Source organism: Amycolatopsis sp. NBC_00345 (assembly GCF_036116635.1).
In the GTDB taxonomy this organism is placed as follows: Bacteria; Actinomycetota; Actinomycetes; order Mycobacteriales; family Pseudonocardiaceae; genus Amycolatopsis.
In genome coordinates, this window is the sequence record NZ_CP107995.1 from 1,432,983 (window position 1) to 1,456,900 (window position 23,918).

The following is a 23,918-nucleotide window of genomic DNA, read 5'->3' on the forward strand; positions in this document are numbered from 1 at the left end:
GGCGCCGTCCGTCCCAGCCTGCGGGCTGGGACGGACGGCGCTTCGGCGTTGTTCGGCGAGCGTCCGCTCAGCGGTGCTCGTGGAGGAAGGCGAGCAGTGCCGCGGTCAGCTCGGCGGGCGCGTCCTCCTGGACGAGGTGGCCGGCGCCGGCGATGGGCTCCAGTCGCGCGCCCGGGATGCGGGCGACGAGTTCCGGTCCCTTCGCCGGCGGGATCCACGTGTCGTCCTGGCCCCAGCAGACGACCACCGGGATCCCGATCTCGCCGTACCGGTCCTGCACCTCGTCGGTGAAACGCTGGTCAGCCTGGGCGATCTGCCGATAGAAGGCGGCCTGGCCGGTTTCGCCGAGCCAGGGCCGGACGAGCCGGTCGAGGACCGCCGGGTGCAGGCCGGCGCTGCTCGCGGAGCTGACGTACTCGCGCACCAGCGCGCCGTGCAGCGCGGGCGGAAGCTGTTCGAAGACCTCGGCGTGCTGCCCGACGAGCCGGAAGAACGGCGAGCCCCACGGCGCGAGCGCGACCGGGTCGACCAGCGCGAGCGCGCGGTAGTCGGCGCCGTGCAGCAGGTGCGCCCGCAGGGAAACGGCACCGCCGAAGTCGTGCGCGACGACCAGCGGCCGGTCGAGCCCCCAGTGCGCCAGCAGCTCGGTGAAGACCCGGCCCTGTGCGCCGAGCGAGACGTCCTGGCCGTTCGCCTGCTCGGAGGCGCCGTACCCGGGCATGTCCCAGACGAACACGTGGTGCCGCCGGGCGAGCGACCGCGCGACCGCCCGCCAGACGTAGGACGAGAACGGCGTCCCGTGCAGCAGGACGACCGGGTCCTGCCCGCGCGGCCCCAGCTCGGCCCACCGGACTTCGCCGGCGCTGCTGGGAAAGGCCTCGGGCAGGTGCCATTCGCTCACGGACGCGGTTCCTCTCGCACGGTGGTCACGGTGTGCTCTTCGGACACCCGATCATCCGCGCGCCGCGGCGGCAACCGTTTTCTACAGCTCGATTTCTACAGCTCGATCCGGGTCCCCATCACCACCGTGCGGTCGACCGGCAGCCGGAACGAGGCCGCCTGCGACGCGGCGTTGTGGGCCAGTCCGATGAACAGTGCCTTCTGCCACTTGGGCATGCCGCCCGGTGGGCCGGGCTCGATGGTGACCCTGGACAGGAAGTAGAACGCGTTCTCCAGGTCGGTCTCGAGCTCGGAGGTGAGCATGAACGCGTCGCGCAGGGCGGCGGGGATGTCCGCGTCGTCGTGGAAGCCGAACCGGACCGACAGGTGCACGATGCCGTCGTCGGCGTGGGAGAGGGAGTCGACGGCGAGGCGCTCGTTGCGGGACACGTGCGGCACGTTCTCGAAGACCACGGAGACGATCACGACGTGCTCGTGCACGACGCCGTTGAACTCGGCGTTGGCGCGCAACGCCAGCGGCACCGTCTCCTTCGTCGGGTGCGGGAACACCGCCGTGCCCGGCACCCGTGTCGGCGGGTCCTCGCGCAGCTGGTCGACGAAGTCCGTGAGCTTGCCCTCGGTTTCGGTGCGCCGGTCGGTGATGAGGCGGCGCCCGCGCTGCCAGACCAGCATGGTCGTGACGGTGATCCCGCCCAGCAGCAGCGGCAGCCAGCCGCCGTGCACGACCTTGGTCAGGTTGGCGGCGAAGAAGGTCAGCTCGACGCCGCCGAAGACCACGGCCACCAGCGTCAGCTGCCACCACGGCCAGTGCCACACGGAGGCGGCCAGGATCAGGAACAGCGCGGTGGTCAGCAGCAGCGTGCCGGTCACGGCCACCCCGTAGGCGGTGGCCAGCGAAGCCGAGGAGCCGAACGTGACCATCAGGACGAGCACGGCGCCCATCAGCAGCCAGTTCACCCCGGGCACGTAGATCTGGCCGCTCTCCTCCGCCGAGGTGTGCCGGACCTTCAGGTGCGGCAGGAAGCCCAGCCGGATCGCCTGCCGGGTCACGGAGAACGCGCCGGAGATGACCGCCTGGGACGCGATCACGGTGGCGAAGGTGGCCAGCACGACCATCGGGATCTGCGCCCAGTCCGGCACGAGCAGGTAGAACGGGTTCTTCACGGCGGTGGGCTCGCCCAGGATCAGCGCCCCCTGTCCGAGGTAGTTCAGCGTCAGCGCGGGGAACACGACGGCGAACCAGGCCCGGCGGATCGGCGGGCGGCCGAAGTGCCCCATGTCCGCGTACAGCGCTTCGGCGCCGGTGATGGCCAGCACCACGGCGCCCATCGCGATGAAGGCGATGTACGGGTGCTCGAACACGAAGCCGACCGCGTAAGTGGGGGAGAGGCTCCGCAGGATCCCCGGGCGCTCGACGATGTGCGGCAGGCCGAGCACCGCCAGCGCCAGGAACCACAGCAGCATCACGGGCCCGAACAGCCGGCCCACCCGGTGGGTGCCGAACCGCTGCGCGAGGAACAGCACGATCAGGATGACCGCGCCGATCGGCAGGATGGCCTCGCTGACGCTGGGGGCGACGACGTCGATGCCCTCGACCGCGGACAGCACGGAGATCGCGGGCGTGATGACGCTGTCGCCGAAGAACAGCGACGCGCCCACCACCCCCAGCATCGTCGCCACCGCGACCAGCCGCGTCCGGCCGGGCACCTGCCGCCGGATGAGCGCGGCCAGCGCCAGGATGCCGCCCTCGCCGTCGTTGTCGGCGCGCATCACGAAGAGCACGTACTTCACCGACACGACGAGCAGGATCGACCAGAAGACCAGCGACAGCACGCCGTAGACGTCGCCGGGCACCGGCTTCACCGCGCCGTTGTCGATCGAGAACACGGTCTGCAGCGCGTACAGCGGGCTGGTGCCGATGTCCCCGAACACCACCCCGAGCGCCCCCAGGGCCAGTGCCGCGCCCGCGGACTTGCGGGGGTGCCCGGTGCCGTGGGCGGCCGGCTTCGCTTCGTTCTCCTCAGAGCTCACCGCGACAGTGTGCCCGGCCCGGCCGGCGGGACCGCGCAGGCACCGCCGTGCGACCGCCGGTGTTCACCTCCAGGGGGTTCAGGTAGTGGCCACCAGGAAGTCCTCGCCGCTGGACGGGCGGAGCCCGTCGGGACGGCCGGCGAAGTAGCGTTCGGACAGTGCGGTTCCCGGAATGTGCCGGATGTCCGTGAAGCCCGTTTCCTGGGCCATGGCCAGCATCTCCCGCGGCGGGTAGAGGCTGACGAACGGCGTGCCGGACGCCTTCGCGCCCGTCCGGACGGTCTTGAGTCCAGGGCGGTCGGCCTCGTCGAGCAGCTCGGGTGGCAGCAGGAACGTCATGGCCACAGTGGACCCCGCGGCGAGCCCGGCGAGCTGCCGCAGCGTGGCCCGGGTGGTCTCCTTGGCGAGGTACATGCTGACACCGGTCGAGGCGACGACCGCGGGCTCGGCCGGGTCGAAGCCCGCCGCGACCAGCTGGTCCCACCAGGACTGCCCGGCCTCGAAGTCGACCGGCACCAGTTCGGGCAGAGGGTGGCCGAGTTCGCGGAGCCGCCGCCGTTTCCACGCCTGGGTGCCGGGCTGGTCGATCTCGAACACCCGCAGCCGCGCGGCCAGCTCCGGCCGGCGCTGGACGAAGGTGTCCAGGCCCGCGCCCAGCAGGACGTACTGGCCGACGCCCTGCCCGGCCTGCTCGGCGACGAGGTCTTCGACGAACCGGGCGCGGGACACGACGCCGGCCCGGAACTGCCGGGTGGTCTCCGGGTCCATGTCGGGCCGCTGACGCCAGCCCGCTTCGGGATCGGCGAGCCGCAGGGCGAAGTCGTCTTCGAAGACGTGCGGCGGCGCGTCGACTTCGAGGTGCAGCGCCCGCCACAGGGCGACGCGCACCGCCGTGTGGTCCGGCTCGGTGCCGGTGCTGCCTGTGCTGCCGGTGCTGCCGGTGCTGTCGGAAGTGACCACAGTGTCCACTGTGGTCACTTCGTCGTTCACTTCGGCCCCGGCGCCTGGAGGATCCAGACGCGCCCGTCGGGATCGCGGACGGTCATTTCCCGGGTGCCGTAATGGGTTTCCTCGAACGGGGAGACGACCTCCAGCGCGGGATCCGGCTCGAACGCGTCGGCGTCGGGGACCTTCAGCACCAGCCGGGCCCGGGTCTCCTGGTCCCCGGGCACCTCGGCGATGAACACGGGCGGCCCGTCGCCGTTACGCAGCTGGCCCGAGTTGTGGTCGGTCTCGAAGTCCAGCTCGAAACCCAAGGCCTGGAAGAACTTCGCTGCTTTTCCCCAGTTGTGGGTCTCCAGGAACACAGCTTCGATTCCTTGTGTGCTCATGTGTCATTCCTTCCCCGGTGGACGCTGTTCGCGGGGCTCGTCGAGGTAGGCGCGCAGCGCGTCCGCGACCAGCGCCGAGAGGGACGAGCCCGTCTCGATGGCGCGGAACTTCACCTGCTTGATCAACCCGACCGGCAGGTACACGTTGAACTGCTTGACATCCTCATCACCCACGTGGCCGATGCTAGCATGCTAGCAATCGGCTGTGAACTGCACTTTTCCCTCGGCGTCGGCGGAGAGGAACGCGGCCAGCCGCTGTCCCTCCTCGGCGACGGCGGTGCGGTCGGCCCGGGAGAGGTCGCGCAGCGGGTCGACGGTCACGGTGCCCGCTTCGGCCGTCCAGGTCGCGGAGACGCGGCCGTCGACCAGGACCAGCCGGTCGCCGGTGACGGACAGGCCGCGGTGGGCGTCGTCGATGATCCGGCCGCGGTCGGCGTAGCCGAGGACGGCGTTGTCGAACGCGGGCAGGAACCGCACCGGGGCGGGGGTGCCGGGGTCGGGCCGCGGCGCGCCGGGCAGGTCCAGCAGCTCCCGGCCCCGTTCGTCGCGAAAGGACACCAGCTCCTCGCGGATCGCGGCCACCGCGCCCGGCAGCCCGGCGACGCCGGACCAGGCGCGCAGGTCGGCCGTCGCGGCCGGGCCGTACGCGGCCAAGTACCGGCGTGCCAACGCTTTTCCGGCCGGATCCGGTGCTCCGGTCGAGCCGCCGTCCGACGGCAGCGGCTCGATCTCGCGGCCGAGCCAGACGGACATCGGGACGTACCGGGCGCCCGCCTTCGTGCGCCACAGCCCGCGCGGCGGCAGCTGCACCGCCGGAATCAGCGCGGCGATCAGCATTTCGCCCAGTGGCCGTGATCCCGGCGCCGGCCAGCGGTCGGCGATCGCCCGCGCGAGTTCGCCCATCGTGCGGGGCTCGCCGTCGGCCAGCACCGCGCGGCCCGCCGCCGCGAGCTCGCCGAGGTCCACCCCGGCCAGCTCGCGGCGGTACGTCCCGAGCACCCGCTGCCGCAGCATGGCGTCGTGCCGCGACCGCCAGGCCAGCGCGTCGCCGGCGGCCACGAGGTGGACGGTGCGGCGCATCAGGTGCGTCCGCACCACCTCCCGTCCGGTCAGGAGATCGTCCAGCGAAGCGGGGTCGAACGCGCGCAGCCGTGACCAGAGCCCGGTGAACGGCTCCTGCGGCTCCTGCGCCTGCAGTCCGCCCAGGTGCGTGACGGCGTCGAGCACCGGCAGGTCGGCGCGGTCGAGCAGCAGTTGCCGGGCGAGCGTCGCGCGGTTGAGCGCCCGGGTGTCCAGCACGGTCATGTCGCCGTTTCTCCTCGATTCTCTTGTGGTGGCCGGACTTCTGGGTCAGCTGGACTTCTGCCCGTCGAGCGACTCGCGCAGGATGTCGGCGTGCCCGGCGTGCTGGGCGGTTTCGGCGATGACGTGCGTCAGCACCCGGCGGATGCTGCGCACCCCGCCCGGCTTGTTCCACGGCGCCTCCGGCAGTGGGTGCGTCGCCGCCAGGTCGGGCACGGTGGCGATGATCTCCTCGGTGCGGGCGGCTACTTTCTCGTAGCGGGCGAGGATCCCGGACAGCGTGTCGCCGGGCAGCATCCGGTACTCGTTCTGGTGGTCGATCGCCCACTGCGGGAACTCGCGGGCGGTCCCGGCGGCGAACTCGGCCCAGGTGACGCCCTCGGGCATGTCGTAGTTCAGCGCCGACGTGCCCTCGAGCGCGAAGCGCAGCCAGCCTTCTTCGATGAACGCGACGTGCTTGACCAGCCCGCCCAGGGAGAGCGCGCTGACCGTCGGGTGCTCGTCGAGCTGCTCGTCGGTCAGCCCCTGGACGGTTTTGGTCAGTGCGGCGCGGGCGGCGGCGAGCGCTTCGATGAGGTCGGCGCGCTCGGGGTCGAGAGTGGTGGTCACGGTGATCGGCTTCCTTCGGTTGTGATCGGCTCCCCCTGACTATCGCAGGGATAGCGGACAGGGTGTGGCCGCTTCTTGAGGCAGAATGGAATTCATGCCGAAGACTTCAGCGCGGCTGCTGTCGTTGCTCTCGCTCCTGCAGGCGCGCCGGGACTGGCCGGGCGCGCTGCTGGCGGAGCGGCTGAACATCAGCCCGCGCACCGTACGCCGCGACGTCGACCGCCTGCGCGAACTCGGTTACCCGATCGTGGCCACCAAAGGCCCCGAAGGCGGCTACCGGCTGGACGCGGGCGCGGAGCTGCCGCCGTTGCTCTTCGACGACGAGCAGGCGGTCGCGGTGGCGGTCGCACTCCGGATCGCCACCAGCAGCGGCGCCGGCCTCGGCATCGGGGAGGCCGCGGCGCGCGCCCTGACCACCATCCGGCAGGTGATGCCCGCCCGGCTGCGCGGCCGGATCGACACCCTCCAGGTCACCGCCGTCGGACGGCCCGGACCACCCCCACAGGCCGACGCCGGCGTGCTGCTGGAACTCGGCGCTGCGGTCCATGCCCGGGAGGTGCTGCGTTTCGACTATGCCGCTGTGTCGGTCGGTGCTGGGGCTGCTGGTGCTGGGTCGGTCGGCGCTGCGTCGGTCGCCGCTGGATTTGTCGGCTCGGTATCGGCCGCCGCCGCACCTGTCGACGCTGCATCGGCCGACGCTGCGTTGGTCGGCACTGTGTCGGTTGGCACTGGGTCGATTGGCTCCGCGTCGGTTGGCTCTGCGTTGGCTGGCACTGGGTTGCTCGGCACTGGGGCGGCTGGTGCTGGGTCGGTCGGCTCTACGTCGGTTGGTGCTGGGTTGGTCGGCGCTGCATCGGTTGGTGCTGGGTCGGTCGGCTCTACGTCGGTTGGTGCTGGGTTGGTCGGCTCTACGTCGGTTGGTGCTGGGTCGGTCGGCTCTACGTCGGTTGGTGCTGGGTTGGTCGGCTCTACGTCGGTTGGTGCTGCGTCGGTCGGCGCTGCATCGGCTGGTGCTGGGGCGGCCGGTGCTCAGCCGCGCCGGGTGGAGCCCCACCATCTGGTCACCTGGGATGCGCGCTGGTACCTCGTCGCGTGGGACCTCGACCGTGAGGACTGGCGCACTTTCCGTGCGGACCGGATCGCCCCGCGTACCCCGACGGGCCCCCGTTTCGCCTCGCGCGAGCTGCCGGGCGGCGACGTGGCCGCCTTCGTGGCCGCCCGGTTCCGCGGCGCCACCCGCTCGACGGACTGGCCCTGCCGCGGCGAGGTGATCCTCGACCTGCCTGCCGCCGATGTGCTGCCCTACGCCGGAGACGGCGTCGTCGAACCGCTGGGCCCGGACCGTTGCCGCCTGGTTCTGGGCGCGTGGTCGTGGCCCGGGCTGGCCGCCACTATCGGCCGGTACGACGCCGATATCGAGGTCGTCGGACCGGCCGAGTTGAAGGACGCCTTCGCGCAGCTGGCCCGCCGGTACGTCCGGGCGGCGGCGTCCTGAGGGGAGTCCTCATGGGAGTGACCGCTTCGGGGTGCCGGTGTGGCGAATCTCCCGGGCCCGACGGTTCCCCTCACCCGCCGCCGTCGGTAACTTAGGTGACCCTAAGCACGGCGAAAAGGGGGAACGCCGATGGACGGCCAGCCGGTGCTGCGGCACAACCAGGGCGTTGCGGGGTGGGCGGAGACCTCCGACGGGCGCGAGCTGTTCTTCCAGCGACGGCCGGGCCGGCCCGCCGGGGGCGAGGTGCCGACGGTGGTCTTCGAGGGCGGGCTGGCCGCCGGCCGCTCCTACTGGGCGACGGTGCAGGCCGAGGTGGCGAAGTGGGCGACGTCGGTGGTCTACGACCGCAGCGGGCTCGGCCGCAGCCCCGCCGACCCCGGGCCCCGCCCGCTCACCCGGCTCGCCGCGGACCTCGGCGCGCTGCTTGACCACCTGGGCCCGGGGCCGTACCTGCTGGTCGGGCACAGCTGGGGCGGGCCGATCGTGCGGATCGCCGCCGCGGCGCGGCCGGACCGGATCGCGGGCCTGGTGCTCGTCGACCCGACCGACGAGGCGTGCGAGCTGCTGTTCCGCCCGTCGACCCGCCGGGCGGAACGGGCCGGCCAGGTGATCAGCAGTGTGCTCGCGCGCGCCGGGCTGCTGGCCGCCGCGCACCGCGGGCTGCTGGCCTCGCTGCCGCCCGACGCCAGGGCCGACATGTGCGCCGAGGGCTTCACGACGGGCGTGATGCGCACCCGCGCCGCCGAGCTGGCCTCGGTCGTCGCCGACCTGACCGGGCTCCGGGACCAGCCGGTGGACCTGCCCGACGTGCCGCTCACGGTGATCTCCGCCGGCCGCCCCTCGGCGAGCATGAACCGGCGCGTCCGCGCGGAGGTCGACGCGTCCCACGCGCACCGCGTTCGGTTGTCGCGCCAGGGAAGGCAGGTCCACGCGCACCGCTCCGGGCACATGGTCCAGGCGACCGAGCCGGACCTGATCGCGGCGGAGATCCGGCGGCTCGCTGTCGGGCCGTGACCTGTCCAGACCGGCTGCCTGGCTGCCTGGCGGCTCGGCAATCCGGCAACCCGGCGGCTCGGCAATCCGGCAGCCCGGCGGCGCGGCAACCCGCGAATCCGGCTGCCTGGCGGCTCGGCAGCCCGGCGGCCCGGCAACCTGGCCGCCTGGCGGCCAGGCGGCGCGGCGGTCTGGCAATCCGGCGGCCCGGTGGTCTGGCGGCTCGGCAACCCGGCAACCCGGCAACCCGGCAACCCGGCAACCCGGCAACCCGGCAACCTGGTGGCCTGGCGGCTCGGCGGCCTGGCAGCCCGGCGCCCGGGCGGCGCGGCGGTCTGACGGTCTGGCAACCCGGCGGTCTGGCAACCCGCAGCCCAGCGGTCCGGTAACCCGGCCCGGCGGTCTGGCAACCTGGCGGCCCGGCAACCCGCAGCCCGGCGGTCTGGCAACCCGGCCCGGCAACCCGGCGGTCTGGCGGCCCAGTGGCCCGGCCAGGCGGCCCGGTGGTCTGGCAATCCGGCCCAGTGGCCCGGCAACCCGGCCAGGCGGCCCGGTGGTCTGGTAATCCGGTCCGGTGGCCCGGTGGCCCGGTGGCCCGGTGGCCCGGTGGCCCGGTGGCAGGCGGCTGGTGACCGGGTGACCGGGTAGCCAGTCAAGTCCATTGTGGTCGGACGTGGCCCGCGGTCACGAGTGGAGTGCGTGCGCTAGGTCCTCCAATGCGACAAACCGGGGGTTCCGCTTCCTGCGCGGCGGATCGAGGTTGCAGGAAGGGCATGAGATCACCTCAGTGTGCTGGTTCGGATTCCTTCCAGGGGTTTCGTCCGCGGCGGAATTCTGGACGGTGGGCCGGTCGGCGGCGGGGTGGACGGGGGTCGTGGACGTGGTTGCGCTGGGGTGTGCGTTCGGGATCGAGCCACGGTGGTGGCAGGAACTCCGGGATGTCGTTGCGTACAAGGACTCGCCAGTCGCTGTGGTGCAGTAGGCGATGGTGTGCGGCGCACACGAGCACTAGGTCTTCGAGGTCGGTGCGTCCGCCTTGGTACCAGGGCGTTACGTGGTGGACTTCGCACCACTTCGGGCTGCGGTCGCAGCCGGGGAATGCGCAGCCGTGGTCTCGGAGGGCCAGTGCGTGACGCTGGGCGGGGGTGGCGAGGCGCGCGGTGCGTCCCAGGCGCAGCGGTTGGCCGTTGTTGCCGAAGATCGCGGGAACCACCTTTGCTTCACACGCGTGCCGCCGCAAGGTGTCCAGGCTGGTCGTGCCCGGGGTGGTGGATAGCGCGTCGGTGATGCGGCCTTCTAGTTCGGCCAGGGTGACGGTCACGATCATCACGGCTCGCTCCCCGCCCTGGACGGCGAGGTTGTCGCTCCGGGCGGCGAGGGTGATGATGTCGGCGAGGGCGTCGCCGTGGCGTTCGGCGGTGCTGCGCGGGTCGGGGCCACCGGTTTCGGGGTCGGGCCGGGGCTTGGCCAAGGGGCCGAGCAGGCCGTCCAGTACCGCGGTGGTTTCCGGGTCCAGTTCGCCGGAGATCTTCGCGCTGCCGTCGCGTCGGTGAGCGATGTCGAGGCGCCGCTGTGGATGCAGCTCGCGTCTTCTTCTCTCGTCGGGCGGGGTGCGGTATTCGTCCCAATAGGACACCAGCCGTCGTCCTGCGGTGCGCAAGGGGCCTGGTCCCGCTTGCCGGGCCAGTGTGACCAGCGTGGCCTCGTCCGCGGCGCGGTGCTCGGGATCGATTTCCGGCGGGCATGCCTCGAACAGGGTGATGAGGACCTGCAGGTGCTCTCGGTTGAGGGCACCGTCGGCCAAAGCCTGCGCCGTCGCGGGCAGCGGAGGTGGCTGCGGGGTTCCGGTCGCCGAAGTGGACGGTGATGTCGCCAGTGCCTGCGCGATCCGGCTCGTGGCTTCGCGGGCCGAGATTCGCAGCGTCTCCTTCAGTAGGGCGGCGGTGTCCTTGTATCCCAAGGACTTTCCGGTTCCTCGCCGTTCGGCCTCGGCGGTGAAGCGCAGCATCTTTGCCTGGACTCGTCGGGTTTCTTCTTCGCATGCCAGCAGTTCCGTGATCAGCTCCACTTCGGGAAGCTGCCATGGGTCGGGGGTGGTAGTGCTCACCTCTTCACCTTACCTCGGAATCGAACGTGCGTTCATCACCCACAAGGTGGAACCACGGTGAGAGTCCACTGTGGTCACTCACCCGAGGGATCAACCGTCGAGCCGAAACACCGCCACCCCGAAAGCCGCCAGCGTAACCCCCTCCACCAGCTCGCCATCGAAGGTCCGCAACCGCCCGCCCGCCAGCAAAGGCGCCACAGTGACCGGCTCCTCGTGCTGGCTCAGGAACCAGGCGAACCGCCGGCCGTCCTCGTGGACCAGGACGTCGGTGAACACCAGTGGGTCCGCCACCCGCACGGCGGGGACCACACCGGCCGAGGCGGCGAGCGCGGCGTACAGCCGGTGGGTCGGCTCCGGGTTCACCTCCGGCAGGCTGGCCGCGAGGTACTCCAGCGGGTAGGTGCACAGCACGGTCCAGCCCGCGCCCAGCCGGTGGCGGACCAGCGCGGGCCGACCGTGGTCGTCGATGGCGAGGACGTCGGACGGGTCGGCCTCCACCGGTAGCAGCGCCCGGCCGTGCTCGTTGCCCCCGGCCCGGAACCGCAGCACCTCGCCGGCCGCGATGCCGCCGAAGTCGACGCCGACGCCGTCGAAGTCGCCGATGCCGCCGCCGACGACGAAGTCGCCGCCGCCGAAATCACGGGTAAAGGTGAACGACACGACATCGTCCCGGATCGGCGTGGTGAGCCCGTAACGAAGCTGCTGGCGGACGCCGAAAAGCTCGTCCAGGCCGGGAAACCAGGGTCCGCGGTTGCCGCCGTGGGTGCCGGAGCAGTACGACAGGTACAGCGTCGCGCCCGCGCGGACCAGCTCGCCGAGGCGCCGGGTCGTCGGCGCCATCAGCTGCCGGGTCGAGGGGAGCAGATAGAGCGCGGCGTCCTCGGCGATGCCGTCCTCTTCCCGGGTGAAGGCGAGCGGGAGGTCGGCCTCGCGCGCCGCGACGTAGGCCTGGCGCAGCGAGTCGAACACCAGCGTGCGGTCGGCGGCGACGGTGGTCACCGGGTATCCGCGCTCAAGATAGGCGGGCACCACCAGCGCCGCGCCGGTGTCCGCCCGCCGCGTCCGCTCGAAGTCCACTGTGGACAACACGTCGCCGAACTCCGCCAGCTCGCGCAGCGGCGGCTTCGGCTCGCCGGTGTTCGTGGTCAGGCCGAAGTGCATTTCGAACGGGTGGTGCCGGTACGGGTCCTGGTCGGCCAGGTGGTCGAAGTCGGTGTTGTTCCAGGCCAGCCACCCGGTGGCGCCGGCGAGCAGCGAGCTGTGCAGCACCTGCCGGTAGTAGTGCGCGGCGTGCTCGGCCGACGCCCAGTCGCCGGACAGCCCGAACTCCTCCAGCACCACCGGCTTCCCGCCCACGGCGGCGAGTTCGCAGACGAACGCGGCGTTGAGGTGCTGGCGGACCCGGTCGGTGTCGGCCGGGTAGGCGTGCGGGCCGGTGAAGTCGGTCAGCGCGGCCAGTTCCCGCACCGAGAAGCCGTTCTCCACCCCCGTCACCTCGATGCCCCAGGCGCCGTCGCCGATCGAGACCGGCTGGGCCGCGCCCCCGGCGCGCACGGCGTGCACCATCAGCCGGGCCCACGCAGTGACGTGCTCGCGCGGCGCGGGCGGTTCACCGCGGCGGCGGCCGTAGATGGGCATCTCGTTGCTGATCAGCCAGGCGGCGACCGCGGGGTGGTCGCGGAACCGCCGGGCCGTCCGCTCGATGAACCAGGCCTGGCGGCTGACCATTTCGACGTCGGCGTAGAGGTCCCGGCCGTGTCGCCAGGCGGGATCCCAGTTCTCGCCGGACATGTGCCCGACGAGGAAGGTCGGGATCGAGGTCATGCCCAGCTCGGTGTGGGCGTCGAGGAAGTCCGCGAAGTGCGCGAGCTTCGTTTCGTCGAGGACGTCCGGCTCGGGGTGGAAGTCCGGCCAGTAGCAGAACGAGCGGGTGACACGGACCTGGTGCTCGGCGAGCACGGCCAGCTCCTCACGCACCACGCCCGGGTCGTAGGAGCGCCACATCAGCGGACCGCCGGTGCGCGACCAGAAGTTCGCGCCGAGCCAGGTCCCGGTGCCCAGGCGGGGCGTCTCGCGCCTCATCGCGCCGCCAGCAGCGCCCGCAGGGCTTCGAGCACCACGATGTCCTCGCCGGGATCGAGGGTCTGCGGGTTCAGCGCGAGCGCGTCGCCGACGATGTTCACCGCGATCCTCGGGTCGCCCTCCCACAATGCGCCGGCCAGCTCCGCGGTCGTCCAGCCGCTGTCCGGGCCGACCCGGACCAGCGCCCGCCCGTGCGGCTGGCCCGCTTCGCTCGGGTAACCGCGCTCGGCGCATACGCCCGGCAGCCCGGCCAGCCCTTCGAGCCACCGCGCGACCGAATCCTCGTACACGGCCAGCAGCGCCGGCTCGTCCTGGGCCAGTGACCACTCGACGGCGGCGAGCAGCCCCATCAGCTCCTCCTTGCCGACCTTCATCCCGCGCCCGACGCCGTGGTGCGGCGAGGCGTGCGCGCGGCAGCCCTCGACCACCGCGGCCCGGCCGAGCACCAGCCCGCTCGACTGCGGCCCGCGCAATCCCTTGCCACCACTGAAGATCACCGCGTCCGCGCCCATCCCGGCGGTGAAGTCCCGCAGCGACGAGACGGGCGGGACCTGGGCGGCGGCGTCCACGAGCACTGGCACGCCGCGGGCCTTCGCCAGCGCGAGCACGTCGGCCAGCTCGGGCGCCCCGGCCGCGTAGTGCTCGCCGGCGAACCACAGCACACACGCGGTTTCCGGGCCGAGCGCGGCCCGGATCGACGCCGGCTCCGGGCCGAACTCGACGATCTCCGTCCCGAGCAGGCGGACCGCGTAGTCGTAGGGGTTGCGGTGGGATCGCGCCATCGCCACGCGGCGCCGGGTCACCCCGGCCAGCTCCGGGAACACCTCCAGTGACTCCGGTTGTGGCCCGGTCACGCAGGACGCGACAGAGAGGGTCAGGCCCGCCGCGGCGCCCGACGTCACGTGGCCCGCCTCGTTGCCGGTCAGCTCGGCGATCCGGGCGCCGACGGCGAGCCCGAGCGCGGGCAGGTCCACAAACGACTCCGCGGCCTCGGCCATCGCCGCCGCGACCGGGGGCGCGAGCCGGGACCCGCCGAGCTTGGTCAGCGTCGCCGCGGCATTGATCACCGGGCGCAGGCCGAGCCGCCGGACGGCCGTCACGAAGCGAACCGGGCCATGGCCGTGACGCCGAGCCGGTCGGCCAGCCAAGCGTCCAGCGCGCGGACGTCCACGGCGTCCCGGTCGGTCAGCCGGTAGGTCTCCAGCCGTTCGCCGAACGCGTCGAGCAGGTCCCGGCCCCACCCTGGCCCGGCGAGCAGCGTGCGAGCCGTGACGGCCGGGGCGTGCCGCGCCGGTTCGAACAACGCCAGCGTGCGGGCGAGCCGCTCCTCGTCTCCCGGGTGGTGACGCAGGTGGTCGTTCAGCTCCTCCAGCGGGTACTCGCGGGTGTCCTGGCGCCGCCGCAGCGGGTCGTGCAGCAACGGGGCGGTGACCTGCAGGGCGGTGAAGCCCGGCCGCCGGGCCGCGACGAGCACGGCGAGGTCGTCGCCGGCCACGCCGGCCCGGGAGGGGTCGAGGTCCGGGTGCCCCAGCAGGAACTCCGCGGCCCGCAGGCAGTCCGCGACGATCTCGCGGTAGACATACGTCGCCGGGCTGCCGATGCCCCGGGTGAACAGGCCGGGGTACGCGGCGGCGAACGGGCTGTCGGCCCGGCGCTGGCCCCGGTGCGCGGGCGTGAAAACCAGGTACCGCAGGCGTTCGTTGTAGTGCGGCGGGTTGTCCACGCTGCCGTGCCGCGGCACCTCCAGCAGCCCGGGGAACGGCCCGGGCCCGGTGGGCACGCTCAGGTAGCCGAACAGCCGGTGCGAGCCGATCCCGCTGAAGCGCACCTCGTAGCCGGTGAAGTCCGCGGTGCAGCGGCCGGGAATCCGGTCCAGCACCGGCCGCGCCGGGAATCCGGCCAGCTCCGCGTCCAGATCCGCCCAATATTCGTCGAAGCTCACGCGAGGACTCCGCTCGGCTTGAGGTGCCCGTCCAGGAACCGCTCGATTTCGGGGAGCACCCGGGGCAGGCCCGCTTGGTGCGCGCAGTGCTCGTAAGCGTGCAGCTGCTTGGGCTCCGGCAGCAGCCGGTACACCGCGTAGCCGGTCTCCGGCGGGCACACGTCGTCCTCCAGTCCGATGTAGACGAAGACGGGGGCCGTCACCCCGGCGGCGAAGTTCAGCCCGTCGTAGTAGGCGGCGGTCTCGGTCACCAGCGGCTCGTGCCCGGGGTGCACCCGCAGGTACTCGGTGATTTCCTCGTACGGGTAGGAGTGCGTCAGCCGCGCCGCGGCCATGATCCCGCACAGGTACGGCGCCCCGGCCGCCACGCAGCGGACCAGCCCGGGGCGTAAAGCCGCGGCGATGATGCCCAGCCCGCCGCCCTGGCTCGACCCCCACACACCGATCCGGGCCGGGTCCACGCCCGCCAGCCCGGCCACCACGTCCAGGCCGCGGACGACGTCGGTGTAGAACCCGCGGTAGGCGTAGGTGAAGCGGTCGACCAGGTCCTGCGTGAGCAATCCCGGGTAGCCGGGGTTCACCGCCGAGTTCGCGCGGAGCTTCCCGCGCGGGGCGAGGTCGATCGCGACGTACCCGCGCTCGGCCCACGACTTGAGGATCGCCGGCTCGGAGATATAGCCCGGGATGTGCACCACAACGGGGAAACCGCCGGCCGGGGCCGGTCCCGCCGGGGCGGCGTGCCAGGCGGACACCCGGACGTGCTGAAAGCCGGTGTAGTCCAGTTCGGACACGGTGACGGCCGGGGTCGAGAGGTCGGGCCGGTGCCGCAGCTCCGGCGCCGGGTCGACGGCTTCGGCTTCACTCAGCGTTTCCGCCCAGAACCGCTCGAAGTCCGGTGGGCGTGCGACGTGGATCTCGGTGGTCTCGGGACAACGGGCAGTGCTCGCCCCGGTCATAGGGTCACCTTTCGGGATAGGGGGACGGCGCGTGCAGCGCCACGCCGCTTTCCGCGGCGAAGAGGTGGAGCCGCTCCGGGCGGAACGCCACGGTCACCGGTTCGTCGCGGCCGGCCCGGAACGGGGCCGGGACCCGGGACTTGACCAGCTCGCCGCCGACGTCGACGGTCACCAGCACGTCCGCGCCGAGCGGCTCGGTGACGAACACCCGGCCCGGGCGCCCGTCCGGCTCGCCGAGGCGCACGTCCTCCGGCCGGATGCCGAGCACCACGTCGCCTTCATAGCGGACCGCGTTGGCGGCGGCCGGGAGGCGCTGTTCCCAGGCGGCGCCGCGGAACCAGCGCTCGCCGCCGGTGTCGGCGAGGCCGCCGCGCAGGAAGTTCATCGCCGGGCTGCCCATGAAGGACGCGACGAACATGGTGGCCGGCCGCTCGTAGATCTCCTCCGGCGGCGCGCACTGCTGCAGCACCCCCTCGGACAGCACCGCGATCCGGTCGGACATCGTCATCGCCTCGACCTGGTCGTGGGTGACGTAGATGAAGGTGCGCTCCAGGTCGCCGTGCAGCCGCTTGAGCTCGGCCCGCATGTCCACCCGCAGCTGGGCGTCCAGATTGGACAGTGGCTCGTCGAGCAGGAACGCGCCCGCGTCGCGGATCACCGCGCGGCCGAGCGCGACCCGCTGCCGCTGCCCGCCCGAGAGCTCCTTGGGCTTGCGCTCCAGCAGCTTCTCGATGCCGAGCGAACGGGCGGTCTCGGCCACCCGGCGGGTGACCTCGTCCTTGGGCACCCGCATCATGCGCAGCGCGAAGCCGATGTTCTGCGCGACGGTCTTGTGCGGGTACAGCGCGTAGCTCTGGAACACCATGGCCACGTCGCGCTTGTTCGCCGGGAGGTGCCCGACCGGCTCGTCGCCGAACCAGACCTGCCCGGCGGTGGCCTTCTCCAGCCCGCAGATTATCCGCAGCGTGGTCGACTTCCCGCAGCCGGACGGGCCGACCAGGGTGAGGAACTCGCGGTCGGCCACGGTCAGGTCGAGCCCCTCGACGGCGACCGCGTCCCCGTAGGCCTTGCGCAGGCCCTCCAGCCGTACTTGCGCCATCGCCTATCCCTTCACCGAGCCGGCGGCCATGCCCTGCACGAGCAGCCGCTGGAAGACCAGCACGAGCACCAGCGGCGGCAGCACGGCCAGCACCCCGGCCGCGGCCATCAGCGTGAACTGGGTGTTCATGTCGGTGGCGAAGTTCGCCGCCACCACCGGCATCGTCTTCGCCGCCTTCGTCGAGGTCATGAACAACGCGAACATGAACTCGTTCCACGCGGTCATGAAGGAGAACACCGCGGCGGCGACCAGCCCCGGCGCGGCGACCGGCAGGAACACCTCCCACATCGTCCGTAGCCAGCCGCAGCGGTCCACCCTGGCCGCGTCCTCGAGTTCCCGCGGCACCGCGCGGAAGAAGTCCTTGAGCACCCAGATCGTCACCGGCAGCGAGAAGGTCAGGTAGCTCAGGATCAGCGCGCCGTAGGTGTCGAGCAGCCCGAGCGAGCGCATCATCAGGTAGAACGGGATGATGATCGCGACGCTGGGCACCATCCGCGTGACCAGGTAGCCGATCAGCAGCACCTTGCCGCCGCGGAACTTCAGCCGGGAGAACGCGTACGCCGCGGGCACCGCGAGAACCAGGTTCAGCACCGCGGTCGAGATCGCCACCACCAGGCTGTTGCCCAGCGCGAACGGCGTCTCCTCGATGGCCCGGCCGCCGACCAGCGCCTCACCGGCGTCCGGCCGCAGGAAGCTGAGGTAGTTGTCCAGGGTCGGGTGCTCGGGGATCCACTGCGGCGGCACGGAAACCGCGTCGACCTCGTGCATGAAGCTCATCGCGAAGATCCAGTAGAACGGCATCAGCAGGTACAGTGCGAAAACCGCGGCGAGGGCGTAGACCACGATCTTCTTCCACGGCACCCGGTACCGGAGGGGAACGGTGCTCACAGCTCGAAACTCCCCTTCCGGTAGAGGGCCGCGACGTAGCCGGCCGAGACCACCAGCGTGATCAGGGTGATCACCCAGGCGTAGGCGCTGCCGAGGCCGAAGTCGGTGTAGGTCAGCGCGGTGCGGATGTTCAGCACGGCGATCACGTCGGTCGCGTCGCCCGGCCCGCCGCCGGTGAGCACGTAGATCGTGTCGAACGCCTTGAACGCGTTCATCGTCTCCAGGATCAGCACGATCAGCAGCGGGTGCAGCAGCCAGGGCAGGGTCACCTGCCGGAACCGCTGGAACACGCCCGCACGGTCCACTTTGGCCGCGTCGTAGAGGTCGCCGGGGATGGTGCTGAGCCCGGCGAGCAGCAGGATCACCGCGAACGGCAGGGTGTTCCACACCTGCGCGAAGGCGGTCAGGAAAAACGCGCCGGTGGGGGAGGAGAGCCAGGCCTGGTAGCTGTCGATGATCCCGAGCGAGGTCAGCAGTCCATTGAGGACACCGGTCTTGGCGTCGAAGATGGTCCGCCACATCAGGCCGTTCACCACGCCCGGCATCGCCCATGGCAGCAGCGCGAGCGACCGCAGCACGCCGCGGCCGGGGAAGGTCTCGTTCAGCACCAGGGCGAGGCTGATCGCCAGCAGCACGGTCATGGCCACCACGACCAGCACGAACAGCCCGGTGGTGCGCAGCGAGCCGAGGAAGGCCGGGTCCTGCCAGAGCGACAGGTAGTTGTCCAGGCCGATGAACCGGACCGCCTTGGGGCGCTTGAGGTTCTGCCGGTGCAGGCTGACCCAGAACGAGTAGCCGATCGGGTAGGCGACCAGGGCCAGCAGCACCACCAGGGCCGGGGTGTTGAGCAGGTACGCGCGGCGCGTGTCGGTCAGCGTCATGACACCCCTACTCATAGCGCTTCGCGAGGGAGCGGGCGGTGCCGTCGAGCCCCGCGGTCACCGCGGCGGGACTCGCGGAGCCGACCAGGACGTCCTGGGTGGCGCGTTGCAGCGCCTGTTCGAACTCGGGGTACCACGGGGCCGAGGTGATGGTGCGCGCCCGCGCGACCTGCGCGAGTTCGGCGTACACCACCGGGTCGGCGAACTTCCGCAGGACCGACCGGACGTCCGGGTCGTCGGCCAGCGAGCGGAACGGGAAGCCGAGGCCGCGTTCGGTGAACCAGAACTTCGCGGTGTAGGGCAGTCCGCCGGAGTCGAACCCGCCGAGGTACTTCAGCAGCCGGATCGCCTTGTCGCGCACCTCGGTGGTGGCGCCGAGGCAGTACATCCGCGTGCTGCTCACCGTGCCCTGCGTCGTGCCGTCCAGGCTCGGCACGGGGGCCAGCCGGATCCGGCCCGCGGTCTTCGACTTCGCGGGATCGTTGTAGCTGCGCAAGGCATACCGGGGCGCGAGCACGAACGCGTACCGCCCGGCCATCACCGCGTTGTCCATCGGCACGGGCAGCAGCTGCACGCAGGCCGGGTCCATGATCTTCGAATCGGTGCTGGCCCGCCGCACCCAGTCGAAGACCCCGGTGAGCGCGGAGCCGGGCGCGCCCATCACCGGGTTCGCGCCGGCGTCGAACAGGTCCGCGCCGTTCGCGTAGACCAGGGCCCACAGCCACAGCGCCGCGGTGTCGGCCAGCTGCGCCGGCACGCCGAACGGGTACTCCAGCAGCCCGGCCCGCTTGATCCGCAGGGACTGGGCCTCCAGCTCGTCGAGGGTCTTCGGCGGCGCGGAGATCCCCGCTTTTTCCAGGATTTCCGCGTTGTAGACCAGGGCCTGCATGTCGGTGTAGTACGGCAGGCCGTAGCGCTTTCCCCGGTACGTCATGGCCGCCGCGTTGGACGGGTAGACGGCGCGGTAGATCTCGTCCACCCCGGGGATGCCGTCCAGCGGCTGCAGGTACTCCGCGTCGACGGACCCGGCGAGGGAGTCGTCGTACATGTACAGCACGTCCGGGCCGCCGCCACCGAGGAACTCCGCGGTGAGCTTCTGGACGAACTGCGCGCTGGTGATCGGGGTGTAGGCCACCGGCACGTCCGGGTTGAGCCGGGTGAACCGGCTGACGTTCTGCTGCACCAGCTGGGATTCGTAGTCCCAGCCCTCCAGCCGCACGGTGCCGTCGCCGCCGCGGCGCCCGCACGCGGCCAGCACCGGCAGCGCGGCGCCGAGGGCGGCGGTCTTCAGGAAAGCCCTGCGATCCACACGATCCACCGCCTTCCGGCGACCCCGGTTCGGAAATGACCCAGGTTCGTAAATGGTGCGTTTGTAACCGTCCAGGCAGCATGCCCCGTCCGCCCGGGCGGGGTCAATGCCCGGAACGGCCCAGACGACTTATGTATCCAGGTTCTTAAAGCGCTTGTGACAACAGGGAAACGGCCGGCTCAGCTCTGGTGCCCGGCCACCGCGCGTTCGATGCCCAGCCGGTAGAGCGTCGTCGGGCGGCCCTTGCGGTGGGTCTGCTCGCTGCCCGTCGGGGTCACGAGCCCGCCCGCGAGCAGTTTCCGGACCAGGCGGCGGCCGCTGGGATCGGTGATGCCGAGCGCGTTCGCCAGCTCGGCGGGCGAGAGCGCCCGGCCCTGCCACCGCCGTTCGACGGCCACCAGCCGCGACAGCGTGCCCGCGCTGAGGCCGACCCGCGGCGCCAGCGCCTCCAGGCGGGTGCCGTGGTCGCGGTAGGTGAACTCCGCGGGACGGCCTTCGTGGCTCATCGGCCCGATGATCACCCCGGAGTCCTCGATCAGGTAAGCACACGGCCGTCCTTCGGCCTCCGCGCGCACCGCGGCCCGCTCGGCCAGCGCGACGCAGGTGCGCGCCGCACCGCCGATGCCGAACCCGGCGGCGACGCGGAGGCCGAGTTCGTCGGCGGCGCGGTCGAGCACCGGGACGGTCAGCCACCGGTGCGTCACCTCGTCGAAGAGGGCTTTGTGCGCGAGGACGACGAGCCCGCGGCGTTCGCGGTTCTCGATCCAGGCGCCGGCGAACCCGGGGGTGCCGGCGAGCAGGTTCGCCAGCCGCGTGCGGGCCTGGCCGGCGCCGAGCCCGCGGGGCTGCCCGGCGACCAGGAAAACCCCCGCGGCGAAGCGGAATTCGTTGGCCCGCTCGGATTGCACGCGCAGCACCAGGTCGTGCAGCACGGCCCGGACCGTGGACGGCACCGTCCGGCACCGCACGACCGGCAGCCGGTCGCGCAGCAGGCCGGTGACCTCGGTGCGGGCGCTGATCACGAAGCCGCCTTCGCGGCAGGTCCGCAGGTGCTGCCGGGCGATCTCGGCCGCGGGCTGCCCGGCGCGGTAGGGCCGCGCGGTCACCGAGTCCGGGTCGAGCCCGAGCGCGTCGACCACCTCGGCCACCTCGTCATGGGTGAAGGTGTCGATGCTGACCGGCTGCCGCCCGAGCCCGTCTTCGGACGCCTGGGCGAAAGCCAGCGCGAGCGAAAGCCCGGCGGGCCGCACCACGGCGACCGGGAGCCCGTCCGGCAGCAGGCTGCGGCAGGCGTCGTGCGGCAGCAGGCCCATCAGCAGCCCGTCGAGCGGTTCCTGCTCCAGCAGCGCGCCGGCGATCGCGCGGATGTCGTCGTCGTGGGTGTAGACCGCCCAGCGCAGCGTGACCCCGGTCAGCGTCCGGGCGGCCTCCTCGAACACCGGCCGGCTGTCGGCGTGCAGCACGACCCCGATCGTCACGCCCATCGCGCCCGTCCTCCGCCCAGCGGCTCGTAATGGGTTCGTATGTCTACGCGGGCGGGCCGGATCTGGCAAGCTCGGGACAGTGAAGATCCTGTTCTGCTCCGCGCCCGGGTACGGGCTGACCCTGCCGCTGATACCGCTGGTCTGGGCCGCGCGCGCCGCGGGCCACGAGGTGCTGCTGGCGACCACGTCCGAGATGACCGATGTGGGCGCCCGCGCCGGTTTGCCGGTCTACGACGTCTTCCCGCAGCGGGACGTGTGGCACGACCTGATGTCGTTGATCGGGCCGGGCGCCGGCCCGCGCGAGGACCTGCCGGAGGAGTACCAGCTGGCGCGCAAGGGCGGTAACCCGTTCGGGCTGTTCACCGTGACCATGACCGAGGGGACGATCAACGCGGGCCGCGCGTTCGGCGCCGAGCTGGTCGTCTACACCTCCGACCACGCCACCGGGATGCTGGCGGCCGCGGCGCTCGGCGTGCCCGCGCTGGAGGTCGGCAACCGCGTCTCGTGGTCGAAGCGGGACGCGGAATGGCGCGACGGCGAGCACTCCATGTCCGGCGAGGACGAGGTTTCCGCCATCCTGCGGGAGAAGCTCGGGATCGGTGACGCGAAGGCGGAAATCGTCGCGCGGATCGACCCGCGGGCGCCCAGCATGGGCGGGCTGGCCGCGGGGGAGGAGGACACCGACGCGCGGGACGGCGTGCCGTGGTGGCCGATGCGGTTCGTGCCCTACAACGGCGGCACCGTGGTCCCGGAGTGGGCGCTGCACCGCCCGGAGCGGCCGAGGATCGCGGTCACGCTCGGCACGGTGGTGCCGGCGATGTCCGGCGTCAGCAACCTCCGCGTGGTGATCGAGGCGCTCGGCGGGATGGACGTGGACGTGGTGCTCGCCGCCGGCACGGCCGACCTGACCGACCTCGGCGAGCTGCCGGCCAATGTGGACTCCGTCGGATTCCTGCCGTTGTCGGCGTTCCTGCCGGCCTGCGCGGCGATCGTGCACCACGGCGGCTCGGGCACCACGGCCGCACCGCTGTTCTACGGGATCCCGCAGCTCGTGCTGCCGGCGTTCGCGGACAACCCGATGTCGGCGCAGCGCGTCGCCGACCGCGGCGTGGGCCTGATGCACGATCCGGCCACTGTGGACGTCGACGGCGTCCGCGCCATGGTCGGCCGGCTGCTGGCCGAGGACGCCTTCCGCACCGCGGCCGGGCAGGTCCGGGCCGAGATGGCCACCCAGCCGAGCCCGGGCGCCGTGCTGGAGCGGGTGGTCGGCGCACTGGGCTGATCAAGGTTGGGCCGGCGCCGGGTTGGTCAGCACAGGGTGGAGCAACGCTGATCGGCACCGATTGGCACTGAGCGGCGCCGGGCCGGTCAGCGGAAGGCGTACCGGACGCCGGTGAGTTCCGTGGAGACCTCCCAGAGCCTCCCGGCGGCGTCCGGGTCGGTGGCGCGCGGGCCCGGCCGCAGCGGGACCGGGGGCCCGTACATCCCGGTGCGGCCGCCCGGCCCGAAGAACTGGCCGCCCTCGACGCCCGGCGCGGTCGCCGCGCGCAGCTGGCTCCCCGCGCCCCGGTCCGCCGGCTGCGCCACCAGCGCGTTGCCCACCCGCAGCAGCAGCCCGGCGAACCCGCGCGCGCCGGACGACGGCAGGTTCGTCGAGGTGAACCCCGGGTGCGCCAGCACACTCGCCACCGGCACGCCGTCCGCGCGCAGCCGCCGGTCCAGCTCGAGTCCGAAGAGGACGTTCGCGAACTTGGCAGGCCTGTCGCTCACCGGGAGACTCAACCTGAGCTGTCGGCGCGAGAACGCACTTTGATGCGCGGCAAAGCGCGAACGTGCACTGGTCCGGCGAGCACCGGTCGAACGTGTTCTGTGTGACCGGGAGTCAGGGGGTCGGAATCGCCCCAGGGGCAAAGGCGGCCCAGAACCGCGTGGGTGGTGTTCCGCGTGGACACGCGCGTTTCACAAACGTCGGTACTCGACTTCGCCACGAGGGAGACCTTGCGCCGATGTCGTCATCTCCCAATGTGCCTCCGTGCAGCTGTGCGGTCACGTATAGTGCCAACAGTGGGTGAGCAAGAGGGAGACGTGGCGCTGGCGGTTCTCGCTCGGGAGGTGTGGCAGGGGTATCGCGGCCCGGGTGATTTCATGGACGGCTTCGCCAGTGCTGTGGTCTGGGCTCAGCGGACTGAGCAGTCGGGGTTGCTCGTGACCGACACGGGTTCGCGGGGCCGTTGGATGCCGGTGTTCTCGACTCCCGACCGGCTTGCTGCACACGTAGGCGACGGCTACTTCTTCTCCGCGACGGGCGCTGAGCTGTTGAGCCTCGTGCCGCCGGGGATCGGCTTGATGCTCGATCCGGATGACGAGCACCGGTTCCCTATTTTGGCTCGGGTGGCTCCGCCTGGTGACATCGCCGGTGCGTGGGCGGAGGTCGCGGGGGTACGACGTCGGCAGAACGGGTGATGGTTTCGGCCGGATTCCGATCCGGCTGGGGCGGGGAGGGGAGACA

Annotated in this window: 21 protein-coding genes and 2 pseudogenes; 5 read left to right on the forward strand and 18 right to left on the reverse strand. The window is 72.0% G+C overall.

The annotated features are described in order from the left end of the window. Nucleotides 1-67 precede the first annotated feature (67 nt). The 7 genes from OG943_RS06540 to OG943_RS06570 all read right to left on the reverse strand — a co-directional run bounded on the left by OG943_RS06540 (nucleotide 68) and on the right by OG943_RS06570 (nucleotide 6,179). Nucleotides 68-901, reverse strand: a complete 834-nt coding sequence (locus OG943_RS06540) for an alpha/beta fold hydrolase (protein WP_328608778.1) — start codon at nucleotides 899-901, stop codon at nucleotides 68-70. A gap of 95 nt (nucleotides 902-996) precedes the next feature. Further along, complete coding sequence (locus tag OG943_RS06545) at nucleotides 997-2,931, reverse strand: potassium transporter Kup (RefSeq protein WP_328608779.1); 1,935 nt, start codon at nucleotides 2,929-2,931, stop codon at nucleotides 997-999. A gap of 78 nt (nucleotides 2,932-3,009) precedes the next feature. After that, nucleotides 3,010-3,891: a class I SAM-dependent methyltransferase gene (locus OG943_RS06550; RefSeq protein WP_328612017.1), complete on the reverse strand. Its 882-nt coding sequence runs from the start codon at nucleotides 3,889-3,891 to the stop codon at nucleotides 3,010-3,012. 26 nt (nucleotides 3,892-3,917) lie between these two features. Beyond that, nucleotides 3,918-4,262, reverse strand: a complete 345-nt coding sequence (locus OG943_RS06555; protein WP_328608780.1) for a VOC family protein — start codon at nucleotides 4,260-4,262, stop codon at nucleotides 3,918-3,920. Between the two features lie 3 nt (nucleotides 4,263-4,265). Further along, entirely contained in the window at nucleotides 4,266-4,436 is a 171-nt protein-coding gene (locus OG943_RS06560; protein WP_328608781.1) for a CopG family transcriptional regulator, read from the reverse strand. Between the two features lie 18 nt (nucleotides 4,437-4,454). Then, nucleotides 4,455-5,567 (reverse strand): winged helix DNA-binding domain-containing protein, encoded by a 1,113-nt coding sequence (locus OG943_RS06565; RefSeq protein WP_328608782.1) that lies wholly within the window; start codon nucleotides 5,565-5,567, stop codon nucleotides 4,455-4,457. 45 nt (nucleotides 5,568-5,612) lie between these two features. Then, complete coding sequence (locus OG943_RS06570; RefSeq protein ID WP_328612018.1) at nucleotides 5,613-6,179, reverse strand: DinB family protein; 567 nt, start codon at nucleotides 6,177-6,179, stop codon at nucleotides 5,613-5,615. A gap of 88 nt (nucleotides 6,180-6,267) precedes the next feature. Between OG943_RS06570 and OG943_RS06575 the strand changes: the two are divergent. The 3 genes and pseudogenes from OG943_RS06575 to OG943_RS06585 all read left to right on the forward strand — a co-directional run. Further along, nucleotides 6,268-6,750, forward strand: a pseudogene (locus tag OG943_RS06575) (helix-turn-helix transcriptional regulator); the annotation flags it as partial. Nucleotides 6,751-7,200: 450 nt separating this feature from the next. Beyond that, nucleotides 7,201-7,668, forward strand: a pseudogene (locus OG943_RS06580) (helix-turn-helix transcriptional regulator); the annotation flags it as partial. 129 nt (nucleotides 7,669-7,797) lie between these two features. After that, a complete protein-coding gene (locus OG943_RS06585; RefSeq protein WP_328608783.1) occupies nucleotides 7,798-8,682 on the forward strand; it encodes an alpha/beta fold hydrolase in 885 nt (294 codons plus the stop codon). A gap of 763 nt (nucleotides 8,683-9,445) precedes the next feature. Here OG943_RS06585 and OG943_RS06590 read toward each other — a convergent pair. The 10 genes from OG943_RS06590 to OG943_RS06635 all read right to left on the reverse strand — a co-directional run bounded on the left by OG943_RS06590 (nucleotide 9,446) and on the right by OG943_RS06635 (nucleotide 21,409). Continuing rightward, nucleotides 9,446-10,768: an HNH endonuclease signature motif containing protein gene (locus OG943_RS06590; RefSeq protein WP_328608784.1), complete on the reverse strand. Its 1,323-nt coding sequence runs from the start codon at nucleotides 10,766-10,768 to the stop codon at nucleotides 9,446-9,448. A 90-nt stretch (nucleotides 10,769-10,858) separates the two neighbouring features. Then, nucleotides 10,859-12,850, reverse strand: coding sequence for a cellulase family glycosylhydrolase (locus OG943_RS06595; protein ID WP_328608785.1), 1,992 nt, complete (start codon nucleotides 12,848-12,850; stop codon nucleotides 10,859-10,861). After that, nucleotides 12,847-13,950 (reverse strand): hypothetical protein, encoded by a 1,104-nt coding sequence (locus OG943_RS06600; protein WP_328608786.1) that lies wholly within the window; start codon nucleotides 13,948-13,950, stop codon nucleotides 12,847-12,849. The genes OG943_RS06595 and OG943_RS06600 overlap by 4 nt, the downstream gene beginning before the upstream one ends. After that, nucleotides 13,947-14,792, reverse strand: coding sequence for an acetylxylan esterase (locus tag OG943_RS06605; RefSeq protein WP_328608787.1), 846 nt, complete (start codon nucleotides 14,790-14,792; stop codon nucleotides 13,947-13,949). The genes OG943_RS06600 and OG943_RS06605 overlap by 4 nt, the downstream gene beginning before the upstream one ends. Next, entirely contained in the window at nucleotides 14,789-15,748 is a 960-nt protein-coding gene (locus OG943_RS06610; RefSeq protein WP_328608788.1) for an acetylxylan esterase, read from the reverse strand. Before OG943_RS06610 ends, OG943_RS06605 begins: the two co-directional genes overlap by 4 nt. A gap of 4 nt (nucleotides 15,749-15,752) precedes the next feature. After that, nucleotides 15,753-16,847 carry an ABC transporter ATP-binding protein gene (locus OG943_RS06615; protein WP_328608789.1) on the reverse strand — a complete coding sequence of 365 codons (1,095 nt, stop codon included), beginning with the start codon at nucleotides 16,845-16,847 and terminating at the stop codon, nucleotides 15,753-15,755. Between the two features lie 3 nt (nucleotides 16,848-16,850). Further along, nucleotides 16,851-17,735, reverse strand: a complete 885-nt coding sequence (locus OG943_RS06620) for a carbohydrate ABC transporter permease (protein ID WP_328608790.1) — start codon at nucleotides 17,733-17,735, stop codon at nucleotides 16,851-16,853. Next, on the reverse strand, nucleotides 17,732-18,616 hold the full coding sequence (locus OG943_RS06625) for a carbohydrate ABC transporter permease (protein ID WP_328608791.1): 885 nt from the start codon (nucleotides 18,614-18,616) through the stop codon (nucleotides 17,732-17,734). The genes OG943_RS06620 and OG943_RS06625 overlap by 4 nt, the downstream gene beginning before the upstream one ends. A 7-nt stretch (nucleotides 18,617-18,623) precedes the next feature. Further along, nucleotides 18,624-19,925 carry an extracellular solute-binding protein gene (locus OG943_RS06630; protein ID WP_328608792.1) on the reverse strand — a complete coding sequence of 434 codons (1,302 nt, stop codon included), beginning with the start codon at nucleotides 19,923-19,925 and terminating at the stop codon, nucleotides 18,624-18,626. Between the two features lie 179 nt (nucleotides 19,926-20,104). Continuing rightward, nucleotides 20,105-21,409, reverse strand: coding sequence for a MarR family transcriptional regulator (locus OG943_RS06635; RefSeq protein ID WP_328608793.1), 1,305 nt, complete (start codon nucleotides 21,407-21,409; stop codon nucleotides 20,105-20,107). 79 nt (nucleotides 21,410-21,488) lie between these two features. Here OG943_RS06635 and OG943_RS06640 point away from each other — a divergent pair, with 79 nt between their 5' ends. Then, nucleotides 21,489-22,691, forward strand: a complete 1,203-nt coding sequence (locus OG943_RS06640; RefSeq protein WP_328608794.1) for a nucleotide disphospho-sugar-binding domain-containing protein — start codon at nucleotides 21,489-21,491, stop codon at nucleotides 22,689-22,691. Nucleotides 22,692-22,777: 86 nt separating this feature from the next. On the opposite strand, the gene OG943_RS06645 is transcribed toward OG943_RS06640, so the two are convergent. Beyond that, complete coding sequence (locus OG943_RS06645; RefSeq protein WP_328608795.1) at nucleotides 22,778-23,179, reverse strand: hypothetical protein; 402 nt, start codon at nucleotides 23,177-23,179, stop codon at nucleotides 22,778-22,780. Nucleotides 23,180-23,473: 294 nt separating this feature from the next. Between OG943_RS06645 and OG943_RS06650 the strand changes: the two genes are divergently transcribed. Further along, nucleotides 23,474-23,872 carry an SseB family protein gene (locus tag OG943_RS06650; protein ID WP_328608796.1) on the forward strand — a complete coding sequence of 133 codons (399 nt, stop codon included), beginning with the start codon at nucleotides 23,474-23,476 and terminating at the stop codon, nucleotides 23,870-23,872. The last annotated feature ends 46 nt before the right edge of the window (nucleotides 23,873-23,918 follow it).

Coding starts and splice junctions, on each gene's coding strand:
- OG943_RS06555 (WP_328608780.1), bottom strand. CDS start 4,262: ATGAGCACACAAGGAATCGAAGCTGTGTTCCTGGAGACCCACAACTGG.
- OG943_RS06565 (WP_328608782.1), bottom strand. CDS start 5,567: ATGACCGTGCTGGACACCCGGGCGCTCAACCGCGCGACGCTCGCCCGG.
- OG943_RS06585 (WP_328608783.1), top strand. CDS start 7,798: ATGGACGGCCAGCCGGTGCTGCGGCACAACCAGGGCGTTGCGGGGTGG.
- OG943_RS06595 (WP_328608785.1), bottom strand. CDS start 12,850: ATGAGGCGCGAGACGCCCCGCCTGGGCACCGGGACCTGGCTCGGCGCG.
- OG943_RS06610 (WP_328608788.1), bottom strand. CDS start 15,748: ATGACCGGGGCGAGCACTGCCCGTTGTCCCGAGACCACCGAGATCCAC.
- OG943_RS06615 (WP_328608789.1), bottom strand. CDS start 16,847: ATGGCGCAAGTACGGCTGGAGGGCCTGCGCAAGGCCTACGGGGACGCG.
- OG943_RS06625 (WP_328608791.1), bottom strand. CDS start 18,616: ATGACGCTGACCGACACGCGCCGCGCGTACCTGCTCAACACCCCGGCC.
- OG943_RS06635 (WP_328608793.1), bottom strand. CDS start 21,409: ATGGGCGTGACGATCGGGGTCGTGCTGCACGCCGACAGCCGGCCGGTG.